The sequence below is a fragment of the Paraburkholderia flagellata genome, from assembly GCF_021390645.1.
GTDB lineage: Bacteria > Pseudomonadota > Gammaproteobacteria > Burkholderiales > Burkholderiaceae > Paraburkholderia > Paraburkholderia flagellata.
Map to the genome: position 1 here is coordinate 3,039,316 of NZ_JAJEJT010000001.1, position 24,862 is coordinate 3,064,177.

At 63.3% G+C, this 24,862-nt stretch carries 22 protein-coding genes; 9 read left to right on the forward strand and 13 right to left on the reverse strand.

Annotated elements, in window-relative coordinates; translation table 11 throughout:
- Positions 1–41 precede the first annotated feature (41 nt).
- From cheA to flhD, 6 genes are all read right to left on the reverse strand, one after another.
- Entirely contained in the window at positions 42–2,324 is a 2,283-nt protein-coding gene (cheA, locus tag L0U83_RS13730; protein WP_233883348.1) for a chemotaxis protein CheA, read from the reverse strand.
- A gap of 57 nt (positions 2,325–2,381) precedes the next feature.
- Complete coding sequence (locus L0U83_RS13735; protein WP_233883350.1) at positions 2,382–2,756, reverse strand: response regulator; 375 nt, start codon at positions 2,754–2,756, stop codon at positions 2,382–2,384.
- Positions 2,757–2,769: 13 nt separating this feature from the next.
- Complete coding sequence (gene motB / locus L0U83_RS13740) at positions 2,770–3,831, reverse strand: flagellar motor protein MotB (RefSeq protein ID WP_233883352.1); 1,062 nt, start codon at positions 3,829–3,831, stop codon at positions 2,770–2,772.
- Positions 3,832–3,841: 10 nt separating this feature from the next.
- A complete protein-coding gene (motA, locus tag L0U83_RS13745; RefSeq protein WP_042265911.1) occupies positions 3,842–4,702 on the reverse strand; it encodes a flagellar motor stator protein MotA in 861 nt (286 codons plus the stop codon).
- Positions 4,703–5,075: 373 nt separating this feature from the next.
- Positions 5,076–5,618, reverse strand: a complete 543-nt coding sequence (gene flhC, locus L0U83_RS13750) for a flagellar transcriptional regulator FlhC (protein ID WP_233883354.1) — start codon at positions 5,616–5,618, stop codon at positions 5,076–5,078.
- A 107-nt stretch (positions 5,619–5,725) separates the two neighbouring features.
- Positions 5,726–6,043 carry a flagellar transcriptional regulator FlhD gene (gene flhD, locus L0U83_RS13755; RefSeq protein WP_028203344.1) on the reverse strand — a complete coding sequence of 106 codons (318 nt, stop codon included), beginning with the start codon at positions 6,041–6,043 and terminating at the stop codon, positions 5,726–5,728.
- Between the two features lie 595 nt (positions 6,044–6,638).
- Between flhD and L0U83_RS13760 the strand changes: the two genes are divergently transcribed.
- On the forward strand, positions 6,639–7,703 hold the full coding sequence (locus L0U83_RS13760; protein WP_233883356.1) for a glycosyltransferase family 4 protein: 1,065 nt from the start codon (positions 6,639–6,641) through the stop codon (positions 7,701–7,703).
- 196 nt (positions 7,704–7,899) lie between these two features.
- On the opposite strand, the gene L0U83_RS13765 is transcribed toward L0U83_RS13760, so the two are convergent.
- Complete coding sequence (locus L0U83_RS13765) at positions 7,900–8,196, reverse strand: H-NS histone family protein (RefSeq protein WP_233883358.1); 297 nt, start codon at positions 8,194–8,196, stop codon at positions 7,900–7,902.
- Positions 8,197–8,483: 287 nt separating this feature from the next.
- On the opposite strand from L0U83_RS13765, the gene aqpZ reads away from it, so the two are divergent.
- On the forward strand, positions 8,484–9,230 hold the full coding sequence (gene aqpZ / locus L0U83_RS13770) for an aquaporin Z (protein WP_233883360.1): 747 nt from the start codon (positions 8,484–8,486) through the stop codon (positions 9,228–9,230).
- A 211-nt stretch (positions 9,231–9,441) separates the two neighbouring features.
- The gene (locus tag L0U83_RS13775) at positions 9,442–10,176 is read left to right on the forward strand and encodes a histidine phosphatase family protein (RefSeq protein ID WP_233883362.1); all 735 of its coding nucleotides are present in this window, start codon (positions 9,442–9,444) and stop codon (positions 10,174–10,176) included.
- An 82-nt stretch (positions 10,177–10,258) separates the two neighbouring features.
- Here the strand turns inward: L0U83_RS13775 and L0U83_RS13780 are convergent, their stop codons facing one another.
- On the reverse strand, positions 10,259–11,080 hold the full coding sequence (locus L0U83_RS13780; RefSeq protein WP_233883372.1) for a Cof-type HAD-IIB family hydrolase: 822 nt from the start codon (positions 11,078–11,080) through the stop codon (positions 10,259–10,261).
- Positions 11,081–11,174: 94 nt separating this feature from the next.
- Positions 11,175–12,071 (reverse strand): glucosamine kinase nucleotide-binding domain-containing protein, encoded by an 897-nt coding sequence (locus L0U83_RS13785; protein ID WP_233883373.1) that lies wholly within the window; start codon positions 12,069–12,071, stop codon positions 11,175–11,177.
- Positions 12,072–12,250: 179 nt separating this feature from the next.
- Here L0U83_RS13785 and L0U83_RS13790 point away from each other — a divergent pair, with 179 nt between their 5' ends.
- Complete coding sequence (locus L0U83_RS13790) at positions 12,251–12,847, forward strand: DNA-3-methyladenine glycosylase I (protein ID WP_233883375.1); 597 nt, start codon at positions 12,251–12,253, stop codon at positions 12,845–12,847.
- A gap of 317 nt (positions 12,848–13,164) precedes the next feature.
- The gene (locus L0U83_RS13795) at positions 13,165–13,623 is read left to right on the forward strand and encodes a hypothetical protein (RefSeq protein ID WP_233883377.1); all 459 of its coding nucleotides are present in this window, start codon (positions 13,165–13,167) and stop codon (positions 13,621–13,623) included.
- A gap of 110 nt (positions 13,624–13,733) precedes the next feature.
- On the opposite strand, the gene rpsU is transcribed toward L0U83_RS13795, so the two are convergent.
- Positions 13,734–13,946 (reverse strand): 30S ribosomal protein S21, encoded by a 213-nt coding sequence (rpsU, locus tag L0U83_RS13800; protein ID WP_004198205.1) that lies wholly within the window; start codon positions 13,944–13,946, stop codon positions 13,734–13,736.
- 386 nt (positions 13,947–14,332) lie between these two features.
- Entirely contained in the window at positions 14,333–15,274 is a 942-nt protein-coding gene (locus L0U83_RS13805) for an aldo/keto reductase (protein WP_233883379.1), read from the reverse strand.
- Between the two features lie 370 nt (positions 15,275–15,644).
- Between L0U83_RS13805 and L0U83_RS13810 the strand changes: the two genes are divergently transcribed.
- The 4 genes from L0U83_RS13810 (at position 15,645) to L0U83_RS13825 (ending at position 22,244) form a co-directional block, all read left to right on the forward strand.
- Positions 15,645–16,820: a flagellin gene (locus tag L0U83_RS13810; protein WP_233883381.1), complete on the forward strand. Its 1,176-nt coding sequence runs from the start codon at positions 15,645–15,647 to the stop codon at positions 16,818–16,820.
- 145 nt (positions 16,821–16,965) lie between these two features.
- On the forward strand, positions 16,966–18,540 hold the full coding sequence (fliD, locus tag L0U83_RS13815) for a flagellar filament capping protein FliD (RefSeq protein WP_233883387.1): 1,575 nt from the start codon (positions 16,966–16,968) through the stop codon (positions 18,538–18,540).
- Between the two features lie 23 nt (positions 18,541–18,563).
- Positions 18,564–18,863, forward strand: coding sequence for a flagellar protein FliT (locus L0U83_RS13820; protein ID WP_233883389.1), 300 nt, complete (start codon positions 18,564–18,566; stop codon positions 18,861–18,863).
- 270 nt (positions 18,864–19,133) lie between these two features.
- Complete coding sequence (locus tag L0U83_RS13825) at positions 19,134–22,244, forward strand: O-linked N-acetylglucosamine transferase family protein (RefSeq protein WP_233883391.1); 3,111 nt, start codon at positions 19,134–19,136, stop codon at positions 22,242–22,244.
- Positions 22,245–22,863: 619 nt separating this feature from the next.
- Here L0U83_RS13825 and L0U83_RS13830 read toward each other — a convergent pair.
- Positions 22,864–23,586, reverse strand: coding sequence for a class I SAM-dependent methyltransferase (locus L0U83_RS13830; protein ID WP_233883392.1), 723 nt, complete (start codon positions 23,584–23,586; stop codon positions 22,864–22,866).
- Between the two features lie 30 nt (positions 23,587–23,616).
- Entirely contained in the window at positions 23,617–24,855 is a 1,239-nt protein-coding gene (locus L0U83_RS13835; protein ID WP_233883398.1) for a class I SAM-dependent methyltransferase, read from the reverse strand.
- Positions 24,856–24,862 lie beyond the last annotated feature (7 nt).

Genomic DNA, 24,862 nt, shown 5'->3' on the forward strand with positions numbered 1-24,862 from the left:
TTGGGAGATGATTGGTTGAGTGCGTCCGGACTTCACAACGATCACGCGAATTCGGCGAACGCACCCGAATTAGCGCTGGCGCTCACGCCGTGCGTGGCGCGCGTCTCACGATTGAGCGCGGCCACGTCGACGATCAGCGCGACGCTGCCGTCGCCGAGAATGGTCGCCGCCGAAATGCCGTGCACCTTGCGGTAGTTCGTTTCGAGGTTCTTCACCACGACCTGCTGCTGGCCGACCAGCTCATCGATCAGCATGGCGAAGCGACGGCCTTCGGTTTCCATGATCGTGACGATGCCCTGCGTCGGGTCCGTGCGCGCGCCTTCCACATTGAACGCCTTGTGGAGCGCGACGAGCGGCAGGTATTCGCCGCGCACGCGCACCACGCGGTCGCCGTTGGTGACCGTGTAGATGTCTTCGTGGCGCGGCTGCAGCGACTCCATCACGAAGTTCAGCGGCAGGATGAAAATTTCTTCGCCGACCTTCACCGACATGCCATCGAGAATCGCCAGCGTGAGCGGCAGCACGATGCGCGTCGTGCTGCCCTTGCCCGCGTGCGAGGTGATCTCCACGTGGCCGCCCATCGCCTGGATGTTTCGCTTGACCACGTCCATGCCCACGCCGCGGCCCGACACGTCCGTCACTTGCTCGGCGGTCGAGAAACCCGGCAGGAAGATGAGGTTCCAGACCTCGTCGTCGCTCATGGTGTCGCTGACCTGCATGCCCTGCTTGATCGCCTTGGCGAGAATCTTGTCGCGGCGCAGGCCCGCGCCGTCGTCGCTCACTTCGATCACGATGTTGCCGCCGTGGTGCGCGGCGGAGAGCACGAGCTGGCCCGTGGCGTCCTTGCCCGCGGCGCGGCGCGCTTCCACGGTTTCGATGCCGTGGTCGAGCGAGTTGCGCACGAGGTGGGTGAGCGGGTCGATGATGCGCTCGATCAGGCTCTTGTCGAGTTCGGTCGCCTGACCGAAGGTGACAAGCTCGACTTCCTTTCCGAGCTTCGCCGCGAGATCGCGCACGAGGCGCGGGAAGCGGCTGAAGACGTAATCCATCGGCATCATGCGGATCGACATCACCGCTTCCTGCAGGTCGCGCGCGTTGCGCTCGAGCTGCGCCATGCCGTTGTAGAGGCGGTCGTGCAGCGCAGGGTCGAACGTGCTGGTGGTTTCCGCCAGCATGGCCTGCGTGATGACGAGCTCGCCCACGAGGTTGATCAGCTGATCGACCTTTTCAACGCCAACGCGAATCGAGCTGCCTTCCGCCGACGCCGCCGCGGCGGCCGGACGCGCCTTGCGCTCGCTTTCGGTTTGCGCGGGCGCGCTCGCGGGAGGGCGAGGCGCTTCGAGTTCCGGGTGCGGTGCAGGCGGCGCGGCGGGGACCATGGCGCTCGCTGCTACGGGCGCTGCGGCAGGCGCGGCCGTCGGTGCAGCCGCGGGCGCTGCGGCGGGAACCGCGGTGGAAGCTGCTGCCGCTGGCGGTTGCGCGTCGCCCTGCGGCGCGGCGCCACGGCCGATCGAAATCTGCTTCTCGTCGATCACGAAGCAGCACACCGCGATGATGTCGTCGGGCGTCACATCGGTTTCGAGCCAGAGCGTGAGGTCGTCGCCGGTCTTCACCTGCCCGAGAATGCGGCCGAGGTTGCCAAGCTCTTCGACGAGCAGGTCCTGGTCCTTCGCGTCGACAGCGCGCAGCGTGACGCGCAGGTGCGGACCTTCCGCGCCCGCTTCAGCGCTGGCCGCAGGCGCCGAGGCCGCTGCATCGATCGCCTCGCTCACGACGTGCTCGGGTGCGCCCGAGCCTGCAGCCGACAGCGTGCTGTGCATTTCGAAAGCGGCTTCGAGATCTTCTTCCGAATCGCCACCGCTTGCCTGCGGGGCCGGCGCGGGTGCCGGCGCTGGCGCAGGCGCGGGTTCAGGCGCCGATGCGGGCACGCCGCGGCTTTCCGCATAGAGGCGCTCGAGCTTCGCGCGCACGGCGGCAGCCGCTTGCGCGTCGGGCTCGGCGCTCGCGCGGTAGGCGCCGAGCTGGTCGGAGAGCACGTCCTTCGTTTCGAGGAACGTGTCGATCATGTCCTTGCGCAGCACGAGCTCGTTGTTGCGAGCGCGGTCGAGCAGCGATTCGAGAATGTGGGTCGTCTCGGTCAGGGCCGTGAAGCCGAACGTCGCCGCGCCACCCTTGATCGAGTGCGCCGCGCGGAAGATCGCCGCCAGATCCTCGGGATCCGGGCGACCGACGTTCAGGTTCAGGAGAAGCTGCTCCATCTGCGCAAGCAGCTCGTCCGCCTCGTCGAAAAACGTCTGATAGAACTGAGTGATGTCGAGAGTCATTGCTCTTTCACCGCGTTAATTGCCTGGGGGGTGCCGGGTCGGTCGCCGCGCGACACCTCAAGGGTGGGCCTCGCCAAGCGCGCTCGCCAGATCGACGAGCAGCTCGGGGTCCACCGGTTTTTCGATCCAGCCGGTCGCGCCTGCGTCGCGTACGGCTGCCTTGAAGCCTTCGTCCGATTCCGTGGTCAGCACGAGGATGGGCGTTTCGAAGTACGAAGGATTCGCCCTCAACTGCTTGATCAGGTCGAGCCCGCCCATGCGCGGCATGTAAAGGTCGGTGAGCACGAGATCGAAGCGCTGGGCGAGCGCGTGCTCGAGCCCTTCTTCGCCGTCGCTCGCCACCGTCACTTCGTAGCCTGCCGAGCCGAGCGCCGCACGCAGGATCTCCCGCATGGACACCGAATCGTCGATCGCCAGAATGGTCCTGATCATCCGTTCCTCGTTGTCATTGCTCTGCCGGCGCGACGCTCACCGCCGGCACCACCGAAGTGGCGACCTTCGGCGCGATCGCCACCGGGGCGGGCGCGGCCCTGACCGGCACGGCGTCCGGCGTGAGCCCGGGCAGGCTCTTGCCCGAACCCGCTGCGTCGTCGGAGAGCGTGGTGGTGGTCGAGTCGTCGTGCATGAGCGCGTCTTCGGACTTCCTGTTCAACACGATGATGCTGATGCGGCGGTTCTCCGGGTCGAGCGGATCGGCCTTGTTCAGGTTCTGCGTCGAAGCGAGACCGAGCACGCGCAACACCTTCGATTCGTCCATGCCGCCCGCGATCAGCTCGCGGCGCGAGGCATTGGCGCGGTCCGCGGAAAGCTCCCAGTTGCTATAGCCCTTTTCGCCGCCCGCGTAGGGCACGGCGTCGGTGTGGCCCTGCACGACGATGCGGTTGGGCACGTCGTTGAGCGTCTTGCCGATCGCCTGCAGGATGTCGTGCATGTACGGCTCGACCACGTCGCGCGCCGTGGCGAACATCGGGCGCTTCTGCGAATCGACGATCTCGATGCGCAGGCCCTGCAGCGTGGAGTCGATGCGGATCTGCTGCTTGAACTGGCGCAGCACCGGGTTCGCCTCGATCGCCGCCATCAGCTTCACCTGCAGGTCGTGCAGGCGCACCTGCTCCTTGCGTTCGAGCGAGCCTTCTAGCTGCTTCGTGGCGTCGTCGTCGTTGTGCTTCGACTGGTCGCGCACCGAGCGCTCGGTCGCGCCGTCGCTGCGGCGCGTGACGCCCTGATCCTGCGACGAGATGTCACGGCCGCCGCCCTTCAGGATGCTCGAGTCTTCGGCGCTGCGGTCGCCGCCCCAGAGCGTGATCTTCAGCGGCTGGTTGAAGTAGTCGGCAATGCCGCGCAACTGCACCGTCGAAGCCGACGAGAGCAGCCACATCAGCAGGAAGAACGCCATCATCGCGGTCATGAAGTCCGCGTAGGCGAGCTTCCACGCGCCGCCATGATGGCCGGCCTTCTTCGGCGCGGCGCGCTTGACAACGATTGCGCGGTCCTTGTTGTTGCTCATGGGCCGGTCCTTACTTCGCCTTCACGCGGCGCACGTGCTCTTCGAGCTCCGTGAACGACGGACGCTCGGTCGAGAACAGCACCTTGCGGCCGAACTCCACGGCAATGGCCGGCGCGTAGCCGTTCAGGCTCGCGAGGATCGTCACCTTGATGCACTGGAACATCTTGGTCGACTCGGTCACGCGCTGCTCCGCGAGGCTCGAGAGCGGGCCGATCAGGCCATACGAAAGCAGAATGCCGAGGAACGTGCCGACCAGCGCCTGGGCGATCATCTCGCCGAGGACCGCGGGCGGCTTGTCGGCGGACGCCATGGTGTGAACCACGCCCATCACCGCGGCGACGATACCGAACGCCGGCATCGCGTCGCCCACCTTCGCGAGCGCATGGGCGGGCGCCTCGCCTTCGGCGTGGTGCGTTTCGATTTCCTCGTCCATGAGGCTTTCGATCTCGAAGGCGTTCATGTTGCCGCCCACCATGAGACGCAGGTAGTCGGTGAGGAATTCGACGATGTGGTGATCGGCCAGGATCTTCGGATACTGCGTGAAGATCGGGCTCTTCTGCGGATCGTCGATATCCGCTTCGAGCGTGAGCGTGCCTTCCTTTCGCGCCTTCGCGAGCAGGACATAGAGCAGCGCGAGCAGCTCCATGTACACGTCCTTGTTGTATTTGGCGCCCTTGAACAGCGTCGGAAGCACGCGCAAGGTGGCCTTGATGGTCTTGATGCCGTTGCCGAGGATGAACGCGCCGACGCCAGCACCACCGATCATGAGCAATTCCATCGGCTGCATGAGCGCGGCCAGATGGCCGCCCTCGAGTGCGTAGCCGCCGAAGACGCAAAGGATCGTCAAGAGGGTTCCAACGATAATCAGCACTGCCGGGTCCTCACTAGAAATGCGCCGCGAACCGCCGTCGGCCCGCGCCCTTAGCTGGGTTTACGGCAACGGCGCGAAAAACTTTGGGATTGAATGGGCGCGGATCGCAAGCCGGCCGGGCGTCTGCCGTCTGCTTGGCCTCCACATGACGGATGAATCTGGGGCCGGTTCGCGAAGCCGCGTGGGAAAGGGTTACTTCTGGTGCCTGCGGCTGGCCGGAAACGCCTGCGACGGCCCGGCCTCGGCTACGGCAAGCGCTGTTGAGGGTGGCCGCGCGGCGTCTGCGCGGAGACGGGCCGGGTTTATCCGGAGTCTCGGCCTGAACGGGCAGCATCGGGCACCATCAAGCGACGTCACGCCGCGTCGATCCGCCTCAGGCAGCGATCTGCGAGGCAAGCGCGCTGCGCCGCGTGCGTCCGGCCCGCGAGGGCGGCTGGCACAGCCCGCAGACGAAGCCGCGCTGCGGGTCGTGCGCGTGGGCCACGTAGCGGCCGCCGCAACGGCTGCACGGCGTCATCTGCAGCAGGCCCGAGGTGAAGTAGCGCACGAGCGTCCACGCGCGGGTGAGGCTCAGCGCGGGTGTTTCGTCGTGGAGCCGCAGGTGCTCGAGATAGAGCCGGTAGCTCTTCACGATGGCGTGGATCGGCTCACAGCGCGCGTGGCGGTTCATGAACACGAACGTGTTGTAGAACAGCGAAGAATGGGCATTGGGCTGCCAGGTCATGAACCAGTCGGTCGAAAACGGCAGCATGCCCTTGGGCGGCGACTCGCCCTTCACTTCCTTGTAGAGCCGGATGAGCCGGTCGCGCGAGAGCGAGGTCTCCGCTTCGAGCAACTGCAAACGCGCGCCCAACTCGATCAGTTCGATCGCAAGAGCGATCTCCTTTACCTCCTGCACCACACTCTTTGTCGCCATAGACACCCGTTGGAAGCCGCAAAGGAATGCGCGTGGCCCCTGCCGCCGTTCGCGTAGCAGCAAGGGTGCAATGCGCGGCCGCGCGCTGCGGCGCGGGGCGAAGCGGTTCAGCCGATCTGCTCGACGTCCTGGCCCGCCATGATGATCGCCGAGTGGGTCAGCGCCGTTTTGCCCTTGTCGGCAAGCGCGCTCAGGATGGCGTGGTCGTCGAACCTGAAGCGGCAAAGCAGCTGGTTCGAAGCGGCAAGGCGTACGGTCTGTGCGAAAGAGAGATTGGCGAGCACCTCGGCGGACTGCTCCGAGATGCCCATGCGGAACATGCCCGTCGGCTTGTCCTCGCGCAAAAGACGTTGCGCGAGCAACAGGTACGACAGGTTCACTTCCTTGATCTCATTGAGCATGTCGCTGTGCGTCGTCGCGCTCATGGATTCCCCCGAATCAAATCGCGGCGGCTGGTCAGACCGCTGCGGAAAACGTTTGCTCGTTCAGATGCGACCCAAGTGCATCCGAACGGCTTGTTTATGGTCGTGGGTGAATTGTGGCTGGGGCGCGAACAAATGGAAATCGGACGGATGCCGCGACGCGTTGCGAGAAAAACTTTCGCTAACGTGTAGGAATTATTCTGACAAAGAGGCGGGAAGAGCGCTGGGAGGCGGCGCGCGTCATGTCATGCGCATAAGCCGCGTAATTGTCTGGCAATTATAGGCTTTTTCATGGATGTGTCACGCGCACGTGCTATCGGGCCCAGCCGTTGCCCTCACGCCGACGCCTTGTGACCCTTGTCCGCGCGGCCCGGGCACGGTGCTTGCGCAATGCGCGACCTGGCCACGTCACGCTTTGCAATGGCCACTTACACCTGCTGTATCCCGCTGTAACAACATTAAGCGTTTGCAAAACCGCGTGTGTCGGGCCGCGAAATGGCCATAATCGGACTCAGGGATAACCCGACACCGTAGTACCGCCGTAGTGCCGCATCACAGAGTTCGTTGCACACGCGGCTTTTTGCCAGGAGATCGAACAATGCGAATCGCACAAATTGCGCCACTTTATGAAGCCGTTCCGCCCAAGCTTTATGGCGGCACCGAGCGCGTCGTGTCCTATCTGACCGAAGCGCTGGTCGACCTCGGCCACGACGTGACGCTGTTCGCCAGCGGCGATTCGGTCACCTCGGCAAACCTCGAAGCCGCCTGGCCGCGCGCACTGCGCCTCGACCCGACGATCCGCGACGCGCTGGCGCCGCACATGGTGCTGCTCGAGCGCGTGCGCCGCGTCGCACACGAATTCGACGTGCTGCACTTTCACCTCGACTACCTGCCGTTCCCGCTCTTCACGACCATGGACACGCCGTTCGTCACGACGCTCCACGGCCGTCTCGACCTGCCGGAACTGCAACCGGTTTTCGAGCAGTTCCCGAACGCACCCGTGATCTCGATTTCGGACTCGCAGCGCCAGCCGTTGCCAGAGGCCGCATGGCAGAACACGATCTATCACGGACTGCCAAAGAATCTGCTCACCCCGAAGGCCGACCGCAAGCCCGAGTACCTCGCCTTCCTCGGCCGGATCTGCCCGGAAAAGCGCGTGGATACGGCCATCAAGATCGCGGCGCTCTCCGGCCTGCCGCTGAAGATCGCCGCCAAGGTCGACAAGGTCGACCAGGACTACTTCAAGACCGAGATCGAGCCGCTGCTGTCGCAGGCCCACGTGGAGTTCGTCGGCGAGATCAACGAAGAGCAGAAGCCCGCGTTCCTTTCGGGTGCGAAGGCGCTGCTGTTCCCGATCGACTGGTCCGAGCCGTTCGGCCTCGTGATGATCGAGGCCATGGCGTGCGGCACGCCGGTGATCGCCTTCAATCGCGGTTCGGTGCCGGAAGTGATCGACCCGGGCGTGACGGGCTATGTCGTCGAGGACGTGCAAGGCGCCGTGGCCGCGCTTCAGAATATCGATTCGCTTTCGCGCGAGGCGATTCGCAACCAGTTCGAGCACCGGTTCACGTCGCACATCATGGCCGGCAATTATGTCGACACTTATACGGCGCTCATCGAAGCCGCACAGCGTCCGGTACTGCGACGTGTCGCCGCCGGCTGAGTGCGAAGCATTCCGATTTTCGCGATAAATCCAGACGAATGCACGGCGTGAATCGTTTGCGAGTCGTCGAATAGCGCCATTACGCGTCGATTACAGGTGACGCACAAAAAAGAGCCGCATGAATCATGCGGCTCTTTTATTGCATTTGCGGTTGCGGCGGTATGGCGGCAGGGTCGTTCCTCGCCCGCGACATGCCTCAGGCAATCAGGTAGCGTTCGCGGTTCTTGCCCGCGATCCACTTGGGCGGCTTGCCGCGCCCGCTCCAGGTCGCGCCGGATTTGGGGTCCTGATAGCGCGCCGGCAGCGGCGCCTTTTTCGGCGGACGCCCGCGGCGCGCGGCCTCGGCAAAGCCCAGGTCATGGGCGGAAAGGCCATACTCGGCGATCTTTTCCCTGATCGTGGCGATGACGTCCGCGATCTCCGTGCGCCGCGCCTCTTCGGCCTGAGCCTGGAGTTTTGCGATCTGCGCCTTGAGTTCTGAGTATTGCGACATTTCTATTCCCCCCTTCCTTGCTCATGAAACCGACTCGATCGGAGATTAGACGCAAATAACGGAATTCGCAATCGCTATTAATACTGCTTTATCACTCCAATTTCCAAATTAACCATCGATCGCTTGTGGCGCAATTGCACATACATCGATCGCAATAATTCGATCAATTACGTCGAAATTGACAATCCTTGACAGCATCGAAAAGAGCGACTGCCTAGAATCTGGCATTTCCCGGTGCCGGTACTTTACGCGGCCCCTTCAAAATCGACTTTTCGAGGTGTCACGCAATGCACTTATCCAAGCGACTCATTGCCGAGCTGATCGGCACTTTCTGGCTCGTGCTGGGCGGCTGCGGCAGCGCCGTGCTCGCGGCCAACTTCGCCGGCCCGGTCCACGGGCTCGGCATCGGCTTCGTGGGCGTGTCGCTCGCATTCGGCCTGACCGTCCTCACCATGGCCTTCGCCATTGGACATATTTCGGGCTGCCATCTGAATCCCGCCGTGAGCGTGGGCCTGACCGTGGCGGGCCGCTTCCCGGCGCGCGACCTCGTACCGTATATCGCCGCACAGGTGGTGGGCGCGGTGATCGGCGCGTTCGTGCTTGCGCTCATCGCCACGGGCAAGCCCGAGTTCGATCTCGTTGCGAGCGGTTTCGCGACCAACGGTTACGGCGAGCACTCGCCGGGCCACTACGCCATGGGCGCTGCGTTCGTGTGCGAGGTCGTCATGACCGCGTTCTTCCTGTTCGTCATTCTCGGCGCAACCGACAAGCGCGCGCCCGCAGGCTTCGCACCGATCGCCATCGGCCTGTGCCTCACGCTCATTCATTTGATCTCGATTCCCGTCACCAATACCTCGGTGAATCCGGCGCGCTCAACCGGCCCCGCGCTCTTCGTGGGCGGCGAGGCCATTTCGCAGTTGTGGCTGTTTTGGGTCGCGCCGATCGTCGGCGCAGTGATCGCTGGCATCGTCTACCCGGCGGTGGCGGGGCGGCGCGAAGCGGTAGCAGCGGTCGCCGTGCGCGAAACGGCCTGACGCGTTCTCACACGCCTGCGCGGTTCGAACCACGCCGAATCGCGACACTTCATCGTGCAACAGCAAACGGGCGCTTCGGCGCCCGTTTTTCTTGGGGGCTTGGGCGCTGCAAGTGCGCTGTCGGTGCGCGGCTGACCAGGCCCACCGTGGCCGCGCTGCTAGAATCGGGCGACTTTCCCACTGTCTTGCCACCTGGAGCATCACGCCCAGCATGAAGCGCTCACGTCCCCGGCCAATCCGGCTCGCCTCGACGCTCGCCGCAGGGCTGAGTGCACTGGTATGCGCCTGCGCGCCGCTGCCGCAGACAACCGGGCCCGCCAACGGCGGCGAGGCAGCGCAAACGAACACGAGCAGCACGCCCGCTACGCGCGATCCGCAAGACGCGCGCAACGTCGAGACACTCATCTTCGTGAGGCATGGCGAAAAGCCGCCAGAGGGATTCGGCCAGCTCAACTGCAAAGGGCTGAACCGCGCGCTCGCGCTGCCGGCGGTGATCGCAGCCAAGTACGGCAAGCCCGATGCCATCTACGCGCCCGACCCTGGCGAACAGAAGGAAGACAACGGGCATTCGTACTACTACGTGCGCCCGCTCGCGACGATCGAGCCGACCGCGATCCAGTTCGGCATGCCGATCCAGACGCCGTATGGCTATTCAAAGATCGACCAGCTGCAAACGACGCTCGTCGATCCGCAGTGGCGCGGCCGCACCGTGCTCGTTGCATGGGAGCACCGGGAAATCGAGACGCTCGTGCGCCGCGTCGTCGCCACGCATGGCGGCAGCGCGAGCGACGTGCCGCGCTGGGAGAGCGCGGACTTCGACAGCATCTACGTCGTGCGCATTGACTGGAGCGGCGCCGCGGCACGCGCGCGTTTCTCGCACGAGCGCGAAGGACTAGACGGACGCGCGGACGATTGCCCGTGCGCGCAACTGCCCGCCGCGCAGTAGCCAATCGAATTGAATCGCGACAGCGGTGACGGCGCGACTTGCGCCGCGCTTTTATTGCATTTAGCGATTACACCCGTGTGGACTACGACGCGATTTCGTCGTTGAGCGCGAACAGCTTGCGCAGATGATGCGCGACACCGGCCTCGAAGTTGTTGCCGATGCGCGGCACCAAAGGCAGGCGCTTGATGAGATCGGGATTGGCGTTGTTCATCATGAACGGATGACCCGCCGTTTCGAGCAGATCGATATCGTTCATGTTGTCGCCGAACGCGACGCAGCCCGCGGCGTCCACGCCGAGCCGCTCGAGCACGACACGCAGCGCACGCCCCTTCGAAACACCGGCCACCATCACTTCGAGACAATCGGGCAGGGAGTAGGTGACGTAGAGCGCATCACCGAACTCGCGCGCGAGATTCTGCGCCACGTGCGCGAGATCCGCCGGATCGCCGATGTAAAGCGCCTTGGCAATGCCCGCGCCCGCGTAGTCGCGCAGATCCGCCACGCGGTACTCGAAGCCCGAGTCCTGGTGATAGGCGAGCAGTTCACGCGCATCGCGGTCGATCAGCCAGGCGTCGTCGGTATAGAGACTCACGATCACGCGGCCGTGCTCGCCCACGGTATCGGCGGCAACGAGACGCTCGACCATGGGGGCGGTCAGATTACTCGCGTGGATCAGCGTGTCGTCTGGCGCGTGTACGCGCGCGCCGTTCGCGGTGATGAGATACGGCCGGATGCCGAGCACGTCGCGAATGCCCGCCACGTCGCAATAGTGGCGGCCGGTCGCGATCACGAACGGGAGCCCCTGTGCATCGAGGGCGCCCAGCGTGGCAACCGTGAACGGATCGACCTGATGGTCGCTATTGAGCAGCGTTCCGTCGAGATCGGTTGCAATGACCTTGTACATGGTGATGAGGCAGCTAGCGGGAAACGTTCAATCCTAGCATCTGTGGCAGGGCGATGCCCTTGACGTACGTTCCGGCCCCCTTGCCGCGCGCCGCTCAGTTGCCCGCGGCGGCGTGCGTCAGCCGCTGGGCTTCCAGCTGCGCGAGCCGTAGCGCGCCAGTCGTGGAATCGGCGAGCGGGGCGCGCAGGCGCTCACGCACCGCTTGCGGCACCCACTCGCGCAGCGGCTGCCCAAGGCCGCCCGAGAGCGCCGCAGGCAGGTTGCCCGACGGGTCGAGCGCGGTGATGAGCTTCGCGATCTCTACGCCGGCTTCGGCGAGCAGCCTGGCGACGAACGGATGTTCGCGATGCGCGAGGACGACCGGCGCGAGGCTGGCATAGGCGGTCTGGTTGGCCGCGCACTGCCACACGATGAGGCTATCGCGATCGGTCGCCCGCGCGTGTGCGAGCAGGGACCGCGCGAAGTCGTCCATGGGCACGCGCGCGTCGAGCGCCTGCTGCGCCCAGACGATCGCGCGCAGGCCCAACCACGCACCGCTCGCTTCGTCGCCCGAGGGAAAGCCGAAACCGCCTGCAATGCGGCACTGGCCGTCTTCATCGAGCACCGCTGCGATGCTGCCCGTGCCAAGGGCGACCACGACGCCCGGCGCGCCGCCGTGCGCGCCCAGCAGCGTCGTGTAGGCGTCGCTTTCCACTGCGAGCCCGGCCACCGGGGGCGCGGTCGTGCGAAACGGCGCCAGCCAGTCGGGGTTGTTCACGCCTGCGAGCCCGCAGCCGAGCACGCATTGCGACCAGTCAAACGCAACGCCCACCTGCGCAAACGCAGCGCGGCACCCTTCCTCGATCGATTGCCAGGCGCGTTCGATACCGAGCCCGAGTCCCGACGGCCCCGCGGCCGCGCGCGCGAGTTCGACGCCATTCGCGTCGCCAAGCGCGATGCGCGTGCCCGTGCCGCCGCCGTCCACGCCAATCAACCAGGTGTATTTCTGCATGATGTCCGCTGCGCCTCGCGCGCCTGTGAGTCCGGTTGGAAAGCCAAAATTATTGTCGTGCCGCAGAGCCTAACGGCTTCCCCCAGTTCGCACAATCGGCCATCCGGCCAGGGTGGCGGCACGGCACCGATCCGCTATGCTTGCGTGGCCTGAACGACGTCTCGCAAGGAGAACTTACCGTGACACACCGCTGCAACTGGGTATCGGCCGGCGCGTCGCCGCAGTACGTGCAATACCACGACGAAGAGTGGGGCGTGCCGTCACGGGACGACCAGCATCTGTTCGAAATGATCGTGCTCGAAGGCGCGCAGGCAGGACTGTCGTGGTCCACGATACTCAACAAGCGCGAAGGCTATCGCCGCGCCTTCGCCAACTTCGACATCGCGAAGGTTGCGCGCTTCACGCCCAGGCACGTCGAAACGCTCATGCAGGACGCCTCGATCGTGCGCAACCGGGCCAAGATCGAAGCCGCCATCGCCAACGCCCGCGCCGTGCAGCAAATCCAGGCCGAACACGGCTCGCTCGCGAAGTTCGTCTGGTCGTTCGTGAACGACACGCCTATCCAGAACGACCTGGCATCGTATCGCGACGCACCGGTCTCGACCGAAGTCTCGGACGCCCTTAGCAAGGCACTCAAAAAATACGGCTGCAAATTCGTTGGCACGACGATCTGTTACGCGTTCATGCAGGCGGTCGGCATGGTCAACGACCATGAGCGGGACTGCATGCGTCGCGAGGCTTGCGCTGCACTTGGCAAGAAGAAGCGCGGCGCCTGAAGCGCGGCGGACCGCGCCCGCAACCACACAATGTCGCCCACGGCTCGGGCAAGTATCGAGCGGGGCGCGACGCGCCTCGCCAACCCTTGTCTGGCACGGTTTTGCAAGACGCCAGAACGATTGCGTCCAACACCAACCGAGGCAATTTCTCATCGCTACAGTGTGCAGCCCCACTGTTTTCCACTGGCGTGCCGTTATAACGGGAAGTGAATGCAGGCGTGTCAGGGGAACGGGTAGTGATGTCGGCCGGGAGGCCGGCGGCGCCGCATTAGAAGGGTATTAACCTGTGCCTGGCAGCTGGGCAGCAGGGGGCTGAAATGAAAAATGTCCACTTCCTGACTCATCAGGAGATCTTCGACCGCGCGGTGGCCCATCTCTTTGGCCAGGGGCGCGCGGCACTTCTTCCACGCGGCGGCGGCGCCTACCGGGGCGGTGGCTGTGGGGGCGGCCACGGCAGCGCACACAGCTACGGCGGTTGCCCAGTCGGCAGTTTCATCCGGGCACGCGACTATATGAGCGCCATGGAAGGCATACCCGTGCGCTACATCGGCCGTGAGACGAATGACGTGCCGCTCTATATGGATGTGGGCGTTGCCGCACTGAAAAAGGCGCTGCTGCGAGCCCACATCAACATCTACGATTCGGCTACGATCGATCTGCTGAGTTGCCTGCAGAACGTGCACGACGTGTTTGGCGTGTGGGAATGGCGCGAGCGCCTTTGCTCGATTGCCGCGCAGTTCGGCTTGTCGCCCGAACAGCTGAAAGACGCCGCCTGATATTGGCCAGCGTGCAACGCGCACAGGATCGACGCACAAACGCAAACGGCGGCGCAGCTTCTTGCGAAGCATGCGCCGCCGTCTGGCGGAACACCGAAAAGCGAAAAAGCTTAGTGGAGCTTCTTCGGCAGCATCTGGCTGCGCAGGCGCTTGTGCAGGCGCTTAACTGCAGCTGCCTTCTTGCGCTTGCGAACGGCCGTCGGCTTTTCGTAAGCTTGACGCTCACGCAGCTCGGCGATCAGGCCGTTCTTTTCGATTGCGCGGCGGAAGCGGCGAATTGCCACTTCGAACGGCTCGTTTTCCTTCAGAAGAATCGTCGTCATGTATTTCCTAACTCAAATCGCTTAATACGGTTCAAAGGCGTGAGCGTCAAAGCCGCTCACGCGCCGGCCCTCCGGTCGTTCGCCACATTGGGGCTAAACGAGAGGCAAGGCGGCCACGGAGGCCGGAAAAGAGAAGTAGGGGGTTCACAGCGGAACGCGATCAGGTCGACCTTGCTGCAACACACCTGACCGCCGGTTTGCGGCCGCCAACAGTAACGAACACGGCAACAAAACAGGCAAAGATCTCAATTCACTCTCAATGATATCAGGAAAGGATCTGCCTGACCAGGGTTTCTTGATTCTAGTCAGTCACTTGCGCGGCGTGCCGCAGCCGCCGCGCAAGTCCTGTCAATTAGGACACCTGGACGAATGCCCCTCCTCGCGCATCAGGCACTCGCGTCATTGAGCGCCTGGATATCCGCCGGATCGAGCTTCAGCCGCACGGCCGCCGCAAGGCTCTCCAGCTGATCCAGCGAAGTCGCGCTCGCGATCGGCGCGGTAATGCTCGGGCGCGCGATCAGCCATGCCAGCGCAACCGCCGCGAGCGTGCTGCCGTGACGTTCGGCCACATAGTCGAGCGCCGCGAGGATCCGGATGCCGCGGTGATCGAGGTACTTCTCGACGCGCGAGCCGCGCGTGCTCTTCGCGAGATCCTCGCGCGAGCGGTACTTGCCCGAGAGAAAGCCGCTTGCGAGGCTGTAATAGGGCACGACCGCGATCTTCTGCGCCATCGCCACCGGTTCGAGATCGGCCTCGTAGTGGGCGCGGTCGTACAGGTTGTATTCGGGCTGGATGATCTGGTACGCGGGCAGCCCCGACTTCTTCGAAACCGCGAGCGCCTCCTCGACGCGTGCGCCCGTGTAATTCGACGCGCCGATCACGCGCACCTTGCCGGCCTCAATGAGCCGCTGGTACGCGCCGAGCGTCTCCTCGAGCGGGACTTTCTGGTCGTCCTCGTGCGAGAAGTACACGTCGACGTAATCGGTCTGCAAACGACGCAGCGAATCCTCCACTGCAGCCGTGATGTTCGCGGCGGAAAGACCCGGGCGGCGCGGATCTTTTGCAACCTTCGTTGCGATCACCACCTTGTCGCGCTTGCCACTCTTCGCGATCCACTTGCCGATGATCGTCTCCGATTCCCCGCCGTGGTTGCCGGGCACCCACGCGGAGTACACGTCTGCGGTGTCGATGAAGTTGAGGCCGGCGTCGGCGAACGCGTCGAGGATCGAGAACGAGGTGGCTTCATCTGCGGTCCAGCCGAAGACGTTGCCGCCGAACATGAGCGGAGCGACCTGCAATGAGGAAGTGCCGATCCTGCGTAGTTCCATGGGGCCTCCAGAAAAAGGGCGAACGGGAAAGCGTTGAGGATACGCCGCCTCGCGAGGCGCTGCAGCCGGCACGGGCGCGTGGCCAGGAACGCGCCGCTGGCGGCGCTGCGCTAAACCACGTGCAATACCGGCCGTAAACACGCTTGCAAACGGCATTACGCAGTCGTAAGTGCGGGAAAGAGCGGCAGGCACGCAGCGGCGCAACAAATTTTATGCGCCGCGCAAATGAGGTCTCGATTGTCGGTGCTTCCCCTCAAGTTTTTTTTACCCACGCCGACAACCTTCACTGAGGCGGCCAGCAATGAGAGATTGCTTCCGCCGCGGCCATAGTGGCTTGTAACGGGCTTGCAGCCCGCTTAGGAGAATTTCCATGCTCGGAATTAACAGCAATATCAACTCGCTCGTCGCGCAACAGAACCTGACGGGCTCGGGCAGCGCGCTGTCGCAAGCGATCACGCGTCTGTCGTCGGGTAAGCGCATCAACAGCGCAGCTGACGATGCAGCAGGTCTCGCGATCTCGAACATCATGCAGACCCAGATCAACGGTCTGACGCAGGGCGTGTCGAACTCGAATGATGGCGTTTCGCTGGTCCAGACGGCATCGAGCGGCCTCTCGTCGCTGACGAGCAGCCTGCAGCGCATCCGCCAGCTGGCCACGCAGGCAGCCAACGGCTCGATGACCAACGACGACCGCGCAGCACTGCAGCAGGAAGTCGCGCAGCAAGTTTCGGAAATCAACCGTATCGCTTCGCAAACGACGTACAACGGCATGAACGTGCTGAACGGTACGCTCGGCAACGTGTCGTTCCAGGTCGGCGCTAACGTCGGTCAAACGATCAGCTTGAGCCTCACGCAAAACATGTCCGCGGCTTCGATCGGCAGCGGCGTGCCGCAAGCTGGTCAGACGCTCGGCACGTTCAGCGGCCTGAGCCTGAGTTCCGCAGGCGCCTCGGTCGCCGCCTCGGCTGCAACCGTCACCTCCGTCAATGTGGTCTCCGACGGCAGCGGCGGCTTCACGTTCACGGACCAGAACAACCAGGCACTGAGCAACACGGCAGTCAGCGCGCTGTTCACCTCCTCGGGCGCCTCCGGCTCCAGCGGCAACGCGATCCAAGGCTCGGGCGCGGCGGTCTCGCTCGGCGTCACCGCCGCCTTCAATACGGCTGTCGGCTCGGGTGCATCCGCTGCTGTCGCCGCAGTGGCGGCTCAGGTCGACTCCTACAACGTGCCGACGACTGTTGCAAACGTCAACATCAGCACGGCAAGCGGCGCAAGCATGGCCATGGAGTCGATCGACAACGCACTGAGCACCCTCAACAACCTGCAAGCCACGCTCGGCGCTGCACAGAACCGCTTCACGGCAATCGGCACCACGCAGCAAGCTCAGTCGACCGACCTGTCGAGCGCACAGTCGTCGATCCAGGACGCCGACTTCGCACAGGAAACGGCGAACCTGAGCAAGTCGCAAGTGCTGCAGCAGGCGGGTATCTCGGTGCTCGCACAAGCGAACTCGCAGCCGCAGCAGATCCTGAAGCTCCTCCAGTAATACGAGCTTCTCTAGCCCAAGCGTTGCGCGCCCGGCCGCCATACTCGCGCGCGCAACGCAAGCCAATCGGGAGGATCGCCTCCCGATTGGCGTTTTCCAGACTTGAACCGATTCACACTGCAACGCCGACGCACGGAGCCCCTTCATGTCCACCGTATCCAGTTCGACAGCCAGCACGATCGCAAGTAGCGTCGCCGCTACAACCGCCGCGAGCAATGCCGCTTTGCAGGAAGCCGCACAATCGATCGTCAGCGGCTCGACCGGCTCGTCGATGGACGTGAACTCGCTCGTCACCGCGCTCGTCAACGCCAAGACTGCCGGCACGGCCGCTACGATCAGCGCCGAGCAGACCCAGGACAACACTGAAATTTCCGCGTACGGCGCGCTTTCCGCAGCGCTCTCCGCACTCCAGGCAGGCCTCTCGCCCCTCTCAGACGGCACGACCCTCAATGCATTCAGCACGACGGTCAGCGGCACTGGCATCACGGCCACCGCTGGCACCGGTGCAGCAGCTGGGTCATATTCGATCGACTTGAAGCAGGTAGCGCAGGCCCAGGTGCTCACCTCGACCGGCTACAACGCAACAACGGCGCTCGCATCGGGCTCGTCCACGATGACGCTGACGGTCAACGGCGCAAGCACCACGATCTCGCTCGACAGCACGAACAGCACCGTCGCAGGCATTGCGTCGGCGATCAACTCGGCCACGAACAATCCGGGCGTGACGGCAACCGTCGTCAACGGCGCCGACGGTGCGCACCTTGTGTTGCACTCGACGTCGACGGGTTCGCAAAATGGCATCAGCATCGCGATCAACGACTCGAATTCCGGCGACGCGTTGAACAACCTCGCGGTTACGACCACGGCAGGTACGGCGATCACGAGCGCAAGCGCGACTTCCGCCAATCTCACCGCCAACCAGTCGACGATCTCCAGCACGGCCAACTGGACGCAGTCCACGGCCGCTCAGGACGCCTATTTCACGATAGACGGCACCGGCGCCACCAGTTCGACGAACAGCGTGACCTCCGCGCTGTCCGGCGTCACGCTGAACCTCACCGCAGCGGCCGTCGATACGTCGAGCACGGGCAGCGGCGCACAAACGCTGACGGTTTCGCAGAACACGAGCGCCGAATCCAGCGCGATCAACAATTTCGTCACGCTGTACAACACGCTCGTGACGACGATGGCCACGCTCACGTCCTACAGCTCGACCTCGACGTCGCAAGGTGTGCTGCTCGGCGACTCGACGCTGAACATGATTCAGAACCAGCTCGCGACGATTGTGGCAACGGGCGTGAAGAGTGGCAACACCACGACCAGCCTTGCTTCGATCGGCGTCACGTTGAATTCCGACGGCTCGCTCTCGGTCGACAATGACACGCTGAACACCGCACTGCAGAATAATCAGTCGACCGTAGCAGCGCTGTTCAATTCGACCAACGGCGTGGCCGCCCAGTTGAACAACAACATTACGAGCTATTCGTCGAGCACGGGCGTCATCACGATGCGTACCAACTCGATCCAGACTGATCTGACGAACCTCTCGACACAGCAGTCGAACCTCACGAACTACCAGTCGCAGCTCACGAGCATGTACACCGCGCAGTTCACCGCGCTCAACACGCTGATGGCGACGATGAACAGCAACCAGCAGTACCTGACGCAGCTCTTCGGCGGCACGAACAGCGCGGGCGCGCTGGCCACCAACAAGAGCTGAGCGCACCCAGCGGGAGAGAAGACATGGAGTTCGCAGCGCCCATCGATCGCATCTGGCAGATCACGAAGGACATCGAGCAGGCGGCAGCCGTCGGCGAGTGGGAAAAGGCGGCCGAGCTTGCAAACGAACGCTCGCCGCTTCTCATGTCGCTCTCCGCGAAGCAAACGGGCGCCGCGCTCGACGTGCTCAAGCAGGTGCATGCGATCGACACGCGTATCGCCACAGTGGCACAGTCGGCGCAGACTGCATTGAGCGCCGAATTTCGCACGGCCATGCAAGCAACGCGCAACGTGAACCAGTATCAGCGCGTTGCGCAGTTCTGAAGTACGGACTTCGCAACGCGTGCAGGAATAACAACCAACCATAGCGCCCATCGGGGCGCATTCGCGTACCTCGGCCCGCCTCGTGCGGGCTTTTCTTTTGCGCGCCCGCGCGTCTGACAGCGACGGCCGGCCACCCCGACCCCATCTCCGCTCATCGCCTACCCCATCGAATTGGCGGGCGATTTGACGTCAACTCGGCAATTCGTCCCGAGTGAGTGCCCTCGATAATTGGCCTACTTCCGTTACTTGCGGCGCAAGCACGCCTTCGTCATGATCGCTTTCTCCACTCCGACCGAAACCACCGCGCTCACGCCCCAATCGCAAATGGGGAACGACATCCAGCTCGTCATGGAAGCCGGGATCGAACATCATCGCAAGCAGGAATACGACGAAGCTGAGGCGCTCTACGGCATCGTGCTGGAAGCCGATCGCGATCATGTCGACGCCAACTATCACATCGGCGTGCTGTACATGCAAACGGACCGGCCAGCCGAGGCTGTGCCGCATTTCGAAGCGGTGCTCGGCCACACGCCGAACTTTCACCAGCTCTGGGTCTACTACTTCAACGCCCTCACCGCGAGCAACCAGTTCGACGCCGCGCGGATGGCACTCGATGTGGCGCAACAATGCGGCGTCCCCGCGGACGCCATTGATACGTTGAAGGCTCGTCTGCCCCAGCGTGACGCAGCGACGGCAACCTCGCCTGAACCGTCGGCTGCGACCGCGGCAACCGGAGATACGCCGAAACCAGACGCGCCGGACACGCCCGCAGCGAAATTCGATCCGCGACGAGCGAACATGACGGAGTTGCGTCAGTTTGCCGATCTTTTCAACGGCGGAAAGACCGAGGCGGCACTGGAGTTTGCCCGTCGCTTGACGAAGCAATATCCGTCGCACGGCGAATGCTGGATTACGCTCACGCACGCCCTGCAGCGAGCAGGCAAGTATGCGGAGTCCGTGACGTCGTCCGAGCGTGCCACCAGCCTGCTGCCCGACAGTCTCGCCGCCCAGACGATGCTGGCTGACGCGCTGCATATCACGCGCCAGCCCCAGCGAGCCATAGCGCACTGCCGCCAGGCTCTCGAAAAGCATCCCGAGAGTGCAGCGCTGCATCGCACATTGGGTGCCGCCCTACAGGCAACGGGCCGAGCCGGCGAGGGCATCGCATATATGCGCCGCGCCGTGGAACTGGCGCCGGACAATGCGCTCGAGCTCGACGCGCTTGCTAACGCGCTGAACGAAGAGGGCCAGTACGACGAGGCGGAAAGTGCCTTTCGCAAGGCGCTGGAACTCGCGCCGATGCAGGCAGCGACGCACAGCAACCTGCTGTTCTGCCTGATGCACAAGACCGATCTCGACGCAGCAAGCGCATTCGCAGAGTTCAGCGAGTACGGGAGGCGCCAGGAAGCCTCCCTGCGTGCTCACTGGTCGCCGCACACCAACGAACGTAATCCGTCGCGGCGCCTGCGGATCGGCTTCGTTTCGGGCGACCTGATCAATCACCCAGTCGCCTATTTCTTCCAGTCGATCGTGGAGCATCTGGCCCGCGACACAAGCCTGTCATTGCACGTCTATTCGAACTACGTAGTCACCGACGCTTTCACGCTTACGATCCGGGAGCACGCGCAGGAGTGGCACGAAGTCTTCGGCATGACCGACGCCGCGGTCGCGCAAAAAATCCGCGACGACGGCATCGATATCCTGATCGATCTGTCCGGCCATACCGGCCGCAACCGCCTCGTGGCCTTCGCGCACAAGCCCGCGCCCGTCCAGGTGAGCTGGATCGGCAATCCGGCCACGACCGGCCTGACGTCCATTGACTATTACATGTCGGACCGGTTCGTCACACCGCTCGAACAATTCGCGAGCTGCTTCTCGGAAAAGCTCGTGTTTCTGCCTGCTCTCGCGCCATTCAAGCCGTACAAGCAAGCGCCGGACGTGAATGAGCTGCCCGCCTTGAAAAACGGCTTCGTGACGTTCGGCAGCTTCAGTCGCCTGGTCAAGATTGGGCCGGAAGTCGTAGCGCTCTGGGCACGCGTGCTTCGCGAGATCCCGACTTCGCGCATGCTCATTGGCGCGATCACGTCGATCGAACAAATGAACAAGCTGGCCAAACTGTTCGCAAGCGAAGGCATCGACGTGAGCCGGGTCAGCTTTATGCAGCGCAAGGGTACCGATGAGTATCTGCGACAACACCAACAGGTCGATGTCTGTCTCGACGCGTTCCCGTTCGCCGGCTCGACCACGACCATGCACGCCCTGTGGATGGGCGTTCCCACCATGACCCTGCCTGGCGTTTCGATGGCGAGCCGTGGCAGCACGGGATGGCTCTCGCACCTCGGGCTCGACGACGCGTTCGTCGCGCGCGACAAGGACGACTATGTGAGCAAGTGCGTCGCGCTGGCGGGCGACCTCGACGCGCTTGCGACGGTACGCCGGGAGCTTCGCCAGCACTGCGAGCAGTCGCCGATCATCAGCGCAAGCACGATCGCCAACGCCGTATCGCGTGCGCTGCGCACAATGTGGCAACGCTGGTGTGATGGGCTCGCGCCTGAGCATTTCGAGGTCCTCGCGCAGCCGCAAGATGCATCGGCAGAACCAGTTGCCGACACGGCACGCGAGCAGCAACCGGGCATTGCGCCAACCGCCGGATCGATCACATCGATCGACGCGGTGACCGACATCCCAGCAGCGACGAAACCCATCCGCATCGTCTGCGGTACCCGTCGCACCCGTGAGCAGTTTTCGAATGAAACGGCGCTTGGCCGCTCGCTGAAGCTCTACGCACACCTGCCCAACGTCGAACTCCAACTGTTCGACAACAACACGCGCGGATTGTCCAGCATCTACAACGCGGCGATCGAAGAGGCGAAGCAGCGTCCGGCCATACTCGTATTCGTTCACGACGACGTCTGGCTCAACGACTTCTTCTGGACCGAACGCATCCGCGAATCCCTCGCCCGTTTCGAGGTGGCGGGTCTCGCCGGCAACCTGCGCCGTGTGCCGCGCCAGCCTGCATGGGCCTTCGCTACGGCGGATCTGCAGTGGGACGAACGCCAGTATCTGAGCGGAACCGTTGGGCATGGCACAGGGTTTCCGTGCAACATCGCGTCGACCTTCGGGCCCTCCGGACAGGAGTGCAAGCTCCTCGACGGCCTTCTGCTGATTGCGGATAGCGATACGCTTGTGAAGAGCGGCCTGCGTTTCGACGAGCAGTTCAAGTTCCACTTCTACGATGTGGACTTCTGCCGCCAGGCAGAACTCAAGGGCCTGCGCATGGGAACCTGGCCGATTTCGGTCGTGCACGAAAGCGGTGGCGCGTTTGGCTCGCCGAGCTGGCGCGAAGGCTACGAACAATATCTGCGCAAATACGGCGATTGAAGCCACTGGCCTAACAGCGAAGCGACGCTCCGGCGTCGCCCGCGGGCAAACGATTCAGGCTACGTCGAGAAGTCGCGGCACAGCGTTCGATCTCATCTGGACCCGGCGCTAGTGCACGTACGGCGACAGTCAAGCGGAATCCGCTTGGCTGCCGCAACTCTGCAGCTGTTGAGTGGGGCTCGCCGATTTTCAGGTTGTCAGGCGGCGACGTGCGTCTGGTCGAGGACCTGAACACCATCCTCGTGGATGTAGCAGTGCATCTGGAACTGGCCGTGCATGACCGGCACTATCGGAAGGAGCAGGCCGCAAGCACAACTGTGCGCGTGCCTCGAAGATGTTGCGGCAATCGTCGAACACCAGCTCGCCCGGCACGCCTTGATCGGAGCGGCTTGTGGCAAGAGCTGGTTGCTACTATTTCGCGAGGGCGTAGCGGCCAATCTGCAGCACAACATGTGGCGGTTGGCAGCAGCCACGTCATGAACGCGACCGACCTGTCGCACCGTCCGCGGAGCCTGTTTACACCCTCTCGAACTTCAATAGCCTGCTCACGGGATAGCACTCGACGCGGATCTGCACCAGGCACCAGTCCTGGAGCAGGCGATGCCTCGTCCCAAGAAACTCAGGTGACAGCGAACAGAACGTCCTGCGGTAGCAGAGGTGATGTGTCGATCGCCTGCAGCGCACGAATTTTTTCACGCGAGACAACCTGCGGATCGACCCACCAGTCTTCGAACGGAATTGGATCCGGCGAGACGGGCGGGAACAGCACAGACACGTCTCGCGCTACGAGCTCATAGCCGTGGCGATGCAGAATCTCGCGGCTCTCGCTACGAGCACGAAAGTCGCCCGAATACGCATCGGTCTCGAATGTGATCACTGAAAAGCGGTAGCGTTCCAGTGGCAGCTTTTTCAGCACTTGCAGCGTGTTGTGGCTCGGATCAATGTCGAGTTGCAGGTAATCGATTCGTTGCGTGTCTTCACCGAACCATGCGGGCAACGCCTTCGCGTAATCGAGTGCGAGCGCGTCTGCGAGCACGAGCGTATGGTCGGCCCGGTCCTTGAGCCAGCTGCCGAAAAACGTCGGATCGAACTCGATCGATACGCCTTGCCAGTTGTACAGGAGGCCGAGCAGCGCGGTGTTGTTGTTCGAAAGCGGATAATTCGCGCCGACTTCCAGATAGCGGCCGTTCGTGCGGCCATCCAGCATCGACAGCACGAAGATGTCCTGCCATGCCTGCGAAGCGTTGCGATTGAGCGTACCAGCACCCGCGAACGGAAAGCGCAGGTGCTGCTGCATCTGCTGCTGCCACGACCACGCACGCCGCAATGACTGAATATCCATAGAGATGGCGCCTTGCATGCAATTCCTGCCTTAGACGATTTCGATTTCCGGGAACGGGAAAATCAGCCGGCCGCCGCTCTTCAGATACTCGCTTTCACGACGCAGGATGCCGTTCTTGAAGTGCCACGGCAGGACGAGGAAGTAGTCCGGCTTCATCGCACGCGCCTTGGCTTCGGAGATGATGGGGATATGCGTGCCCGGCGTCACGCGACCGAATTTTTCCTCGTTCACTTCGGCGATGGCCGGAATGTCCGCTGTCGTGAATCCGCAGAACTGCAGCACGACGTTGCCTTTCGTCGAAGCACCGTAACCGAGAACCTTCTTACCGTCCGCATTCAGCGCACGGATCAGTCGCGTCAAATCGTCTCGATGACGGAACACGCGTTCCTCGAATTCGCGATAGGGACGCGGCGTATTCAGACCCATCCGGTCTTCCTGCTCGAGCAGCCAGTCGATCACCGGCTGATTCACCTTGATCGAGCGATCGCTGACCTTCGCGGCCGTCACTGCGAAACTGCCCCCGTTGACGGCATTCATCACGACGTCCACCAGCTTGAGTCCGGCCGCTTCCAGAATGGTCTTCACCACGGCGAGCGAATAGTACTCAAGGTGCTCGTGGCAAATCGTGTCGTACGAATTTAGACGCAGCATCGACGGCATGTAGCTTTGCTCGAAGTGCCAAACACCGTCATCGGCGAGAATCGACTCGATCTGTTTCGCGAATTCGATCGGTGCTTCAAGGTCGTAGAACATCGCGATAGAGGTGACAATCTTCGCCGGGCGCCCTTCTACCGAACGGTAAGCGTCAGCAGAGAAAAAGTCAGGGACAAGGCGCACGTCTTCCGGATAGTACTCGCGGAATTTCTTTCCGGTCGGATCGATGCCGATCCGGCGCAGACCGGTGGTGCGGTAAGCCCTCAACGTCGTGCAGTCGTTGCTGCCGATGTCGAGCACCACGTCGCCGGCCGAGAGTGGCTTCAGGCGTTCGAGGTACGCGATCTTGTCGGTCAGATGATCGACCATCGACTGGTTCAGCCCCGATCGATAGCCGTAATTGTCGCCGTACATCTCCGACGGCTCGTACGAATGTGCAAGCTGCAGCAACCCGCTGCCCGGCGACCACACGAGTTCCAGTGGGCCCTGCGTAACCGGTTCGTCAGCCGATTTCGGAAAAACGCCAGTAAGTGCCTGGTGGCCGAGATTGAGCACTGGGATCTGATGGCTGCTGCCGCTCACGCGGCAACCGGGTATGGCGCGATATGAATTCATGGATGGC

Bases quoted from the DNA above. Each gene is read 5' to 3' on its own strand.
- cheA (WP_233883348.1), bottom strand. From the start codon at position 2,324: ATGACTCTCGACATCACTCAGTTCTATCAGACGTTTTTCGACGAGGCG.
- L0U83_RS13735 (WP_233883350.1), bottom strand. From the start codon at position 2,756: ATGATCAGGACCATTCTGGCGATCGACGATTCGGTGTCCATGCGGGAG.
- motB (WP_233883352.1), bottom strand. From the start codon at position 3,831: ATGAGCAACAACAAGGACCGCGCAATCGTTGTCAAGCGCGCCGCGCCG.
- flhC (WP_233883354.1), bottom strand. From the start codon at position 5,618: ATGGCGACAAAGAGTGTGGTGCAGGAGGTAAAGGAGATCGCTCTTGCG.
- flhD (WP_028203344.1), bottom strand. From the start codon at position 6,043: ATGAGCGCGACGACGCACAGCGACATGCTCAATGAGATCAAGGAAGTG.
- L0U83_RS13760 (WP_233883356.1), top strand. From the start codon at position 6,639: ATGCGAATCGCACAAATTGCGCCACTTTATGAAGCCGTTCCGCCCAAG.
- L0U83_RS13765 (WP_233883358.1), bottom strand. From the start codon at position 8,196: ATGTCGCAATACTCAGAACTCAAGGCGCAGATCGCAAAACTCCAGGCT.
- aqpZ (WP_233883360.1), top strand. From the start codon at position 8,484: ATGCACTTATCCAAGCGACTCATTGCCGAGCTGATCGGCACTTTCTGG.
- L0U83_RS13775 (WP_233883362.1), top strand. From the start codon at position 9,442: ATGAAGCGCTCACGTCCCCGGCCAATCCGGCTCGCCTCGACGCTCGCC.
- L0U83_RS13780 (WP_233883372.1), bottom strand. From the start codon at position 11,080: ATGTACAAGGTCATTGCAACCGATCTCGACGGAACGCTGCTCAATAGC.
- L0U83_RS13785 (WP_233883373.1), bottom strand. From the start codon at position 12,071: ATGCAGAAATACACCTGGTTGATTGGCGTGGACGGCGGCGGCACGGGC.
- L0U83_RS13795 (WP_233883377.1), top strand. From the start codon at position 13,165: ATGAAAAATGTCCACTTCCTGACTCATCAGGAGATCTTCGACCGCGCG.
- rpsU (WP_004198205.1), bottom strand. From the start codon at position 13,946: ATGACGACGATTCTTCTGAAGGAAAACGAGCCGTTCGAAGTGGCAATT.
- L0U83_RS13805 (WP_233883379.1), bottom strand. From the start codon at position 15,274: ATGGAACTACGCAGGATCGGCACTTCCTCATTGCAGGTCGCTCCGCTC.
- L0U83_RS13810 (WP_233883381.1), top strand. From the start codon at position 15,645: ATGCTCGGAATTAACAGCAATATCAACTCGCTCGTCGCGCAACAGAAC.
- fliD (WP_233883387.1), top strand. From the start codon at position 16,966: ATGTCCACCGTATCCAGTTCGACAGCCAGCACGATCGCAAGTAGCGTC.
- L0U83_RS13820 (WP_233883389.1), top strand. From the start codon at position 18,564: ATGGAGTTCGCAGCGCCCATCGATCGCATCTGGCAGATCACGAAGGAC.
- L0U83_RS13825 (WP_233883391.1), top strand. From the start codon at position 19,134: ATGATCGCTTTCTCCACTCCGACCGAAACCACCGCGCTCACGCCCCAA.
- L0U83_RS13830 (WP_233883392.1), bottom strand. From the start codon at position 23,586: ATGGATATTCAGTCATTGCGGCGTGCGTGGTCGTGGCAGCAGCAGATG.
- L0U83_RS13835 (WP_233883398.1), bottom strand. From the start codon at position 24,855: ATGAATTCATATCGCGCCATACCCGGTTGCCGCGTGAGCGGCAGCAGC.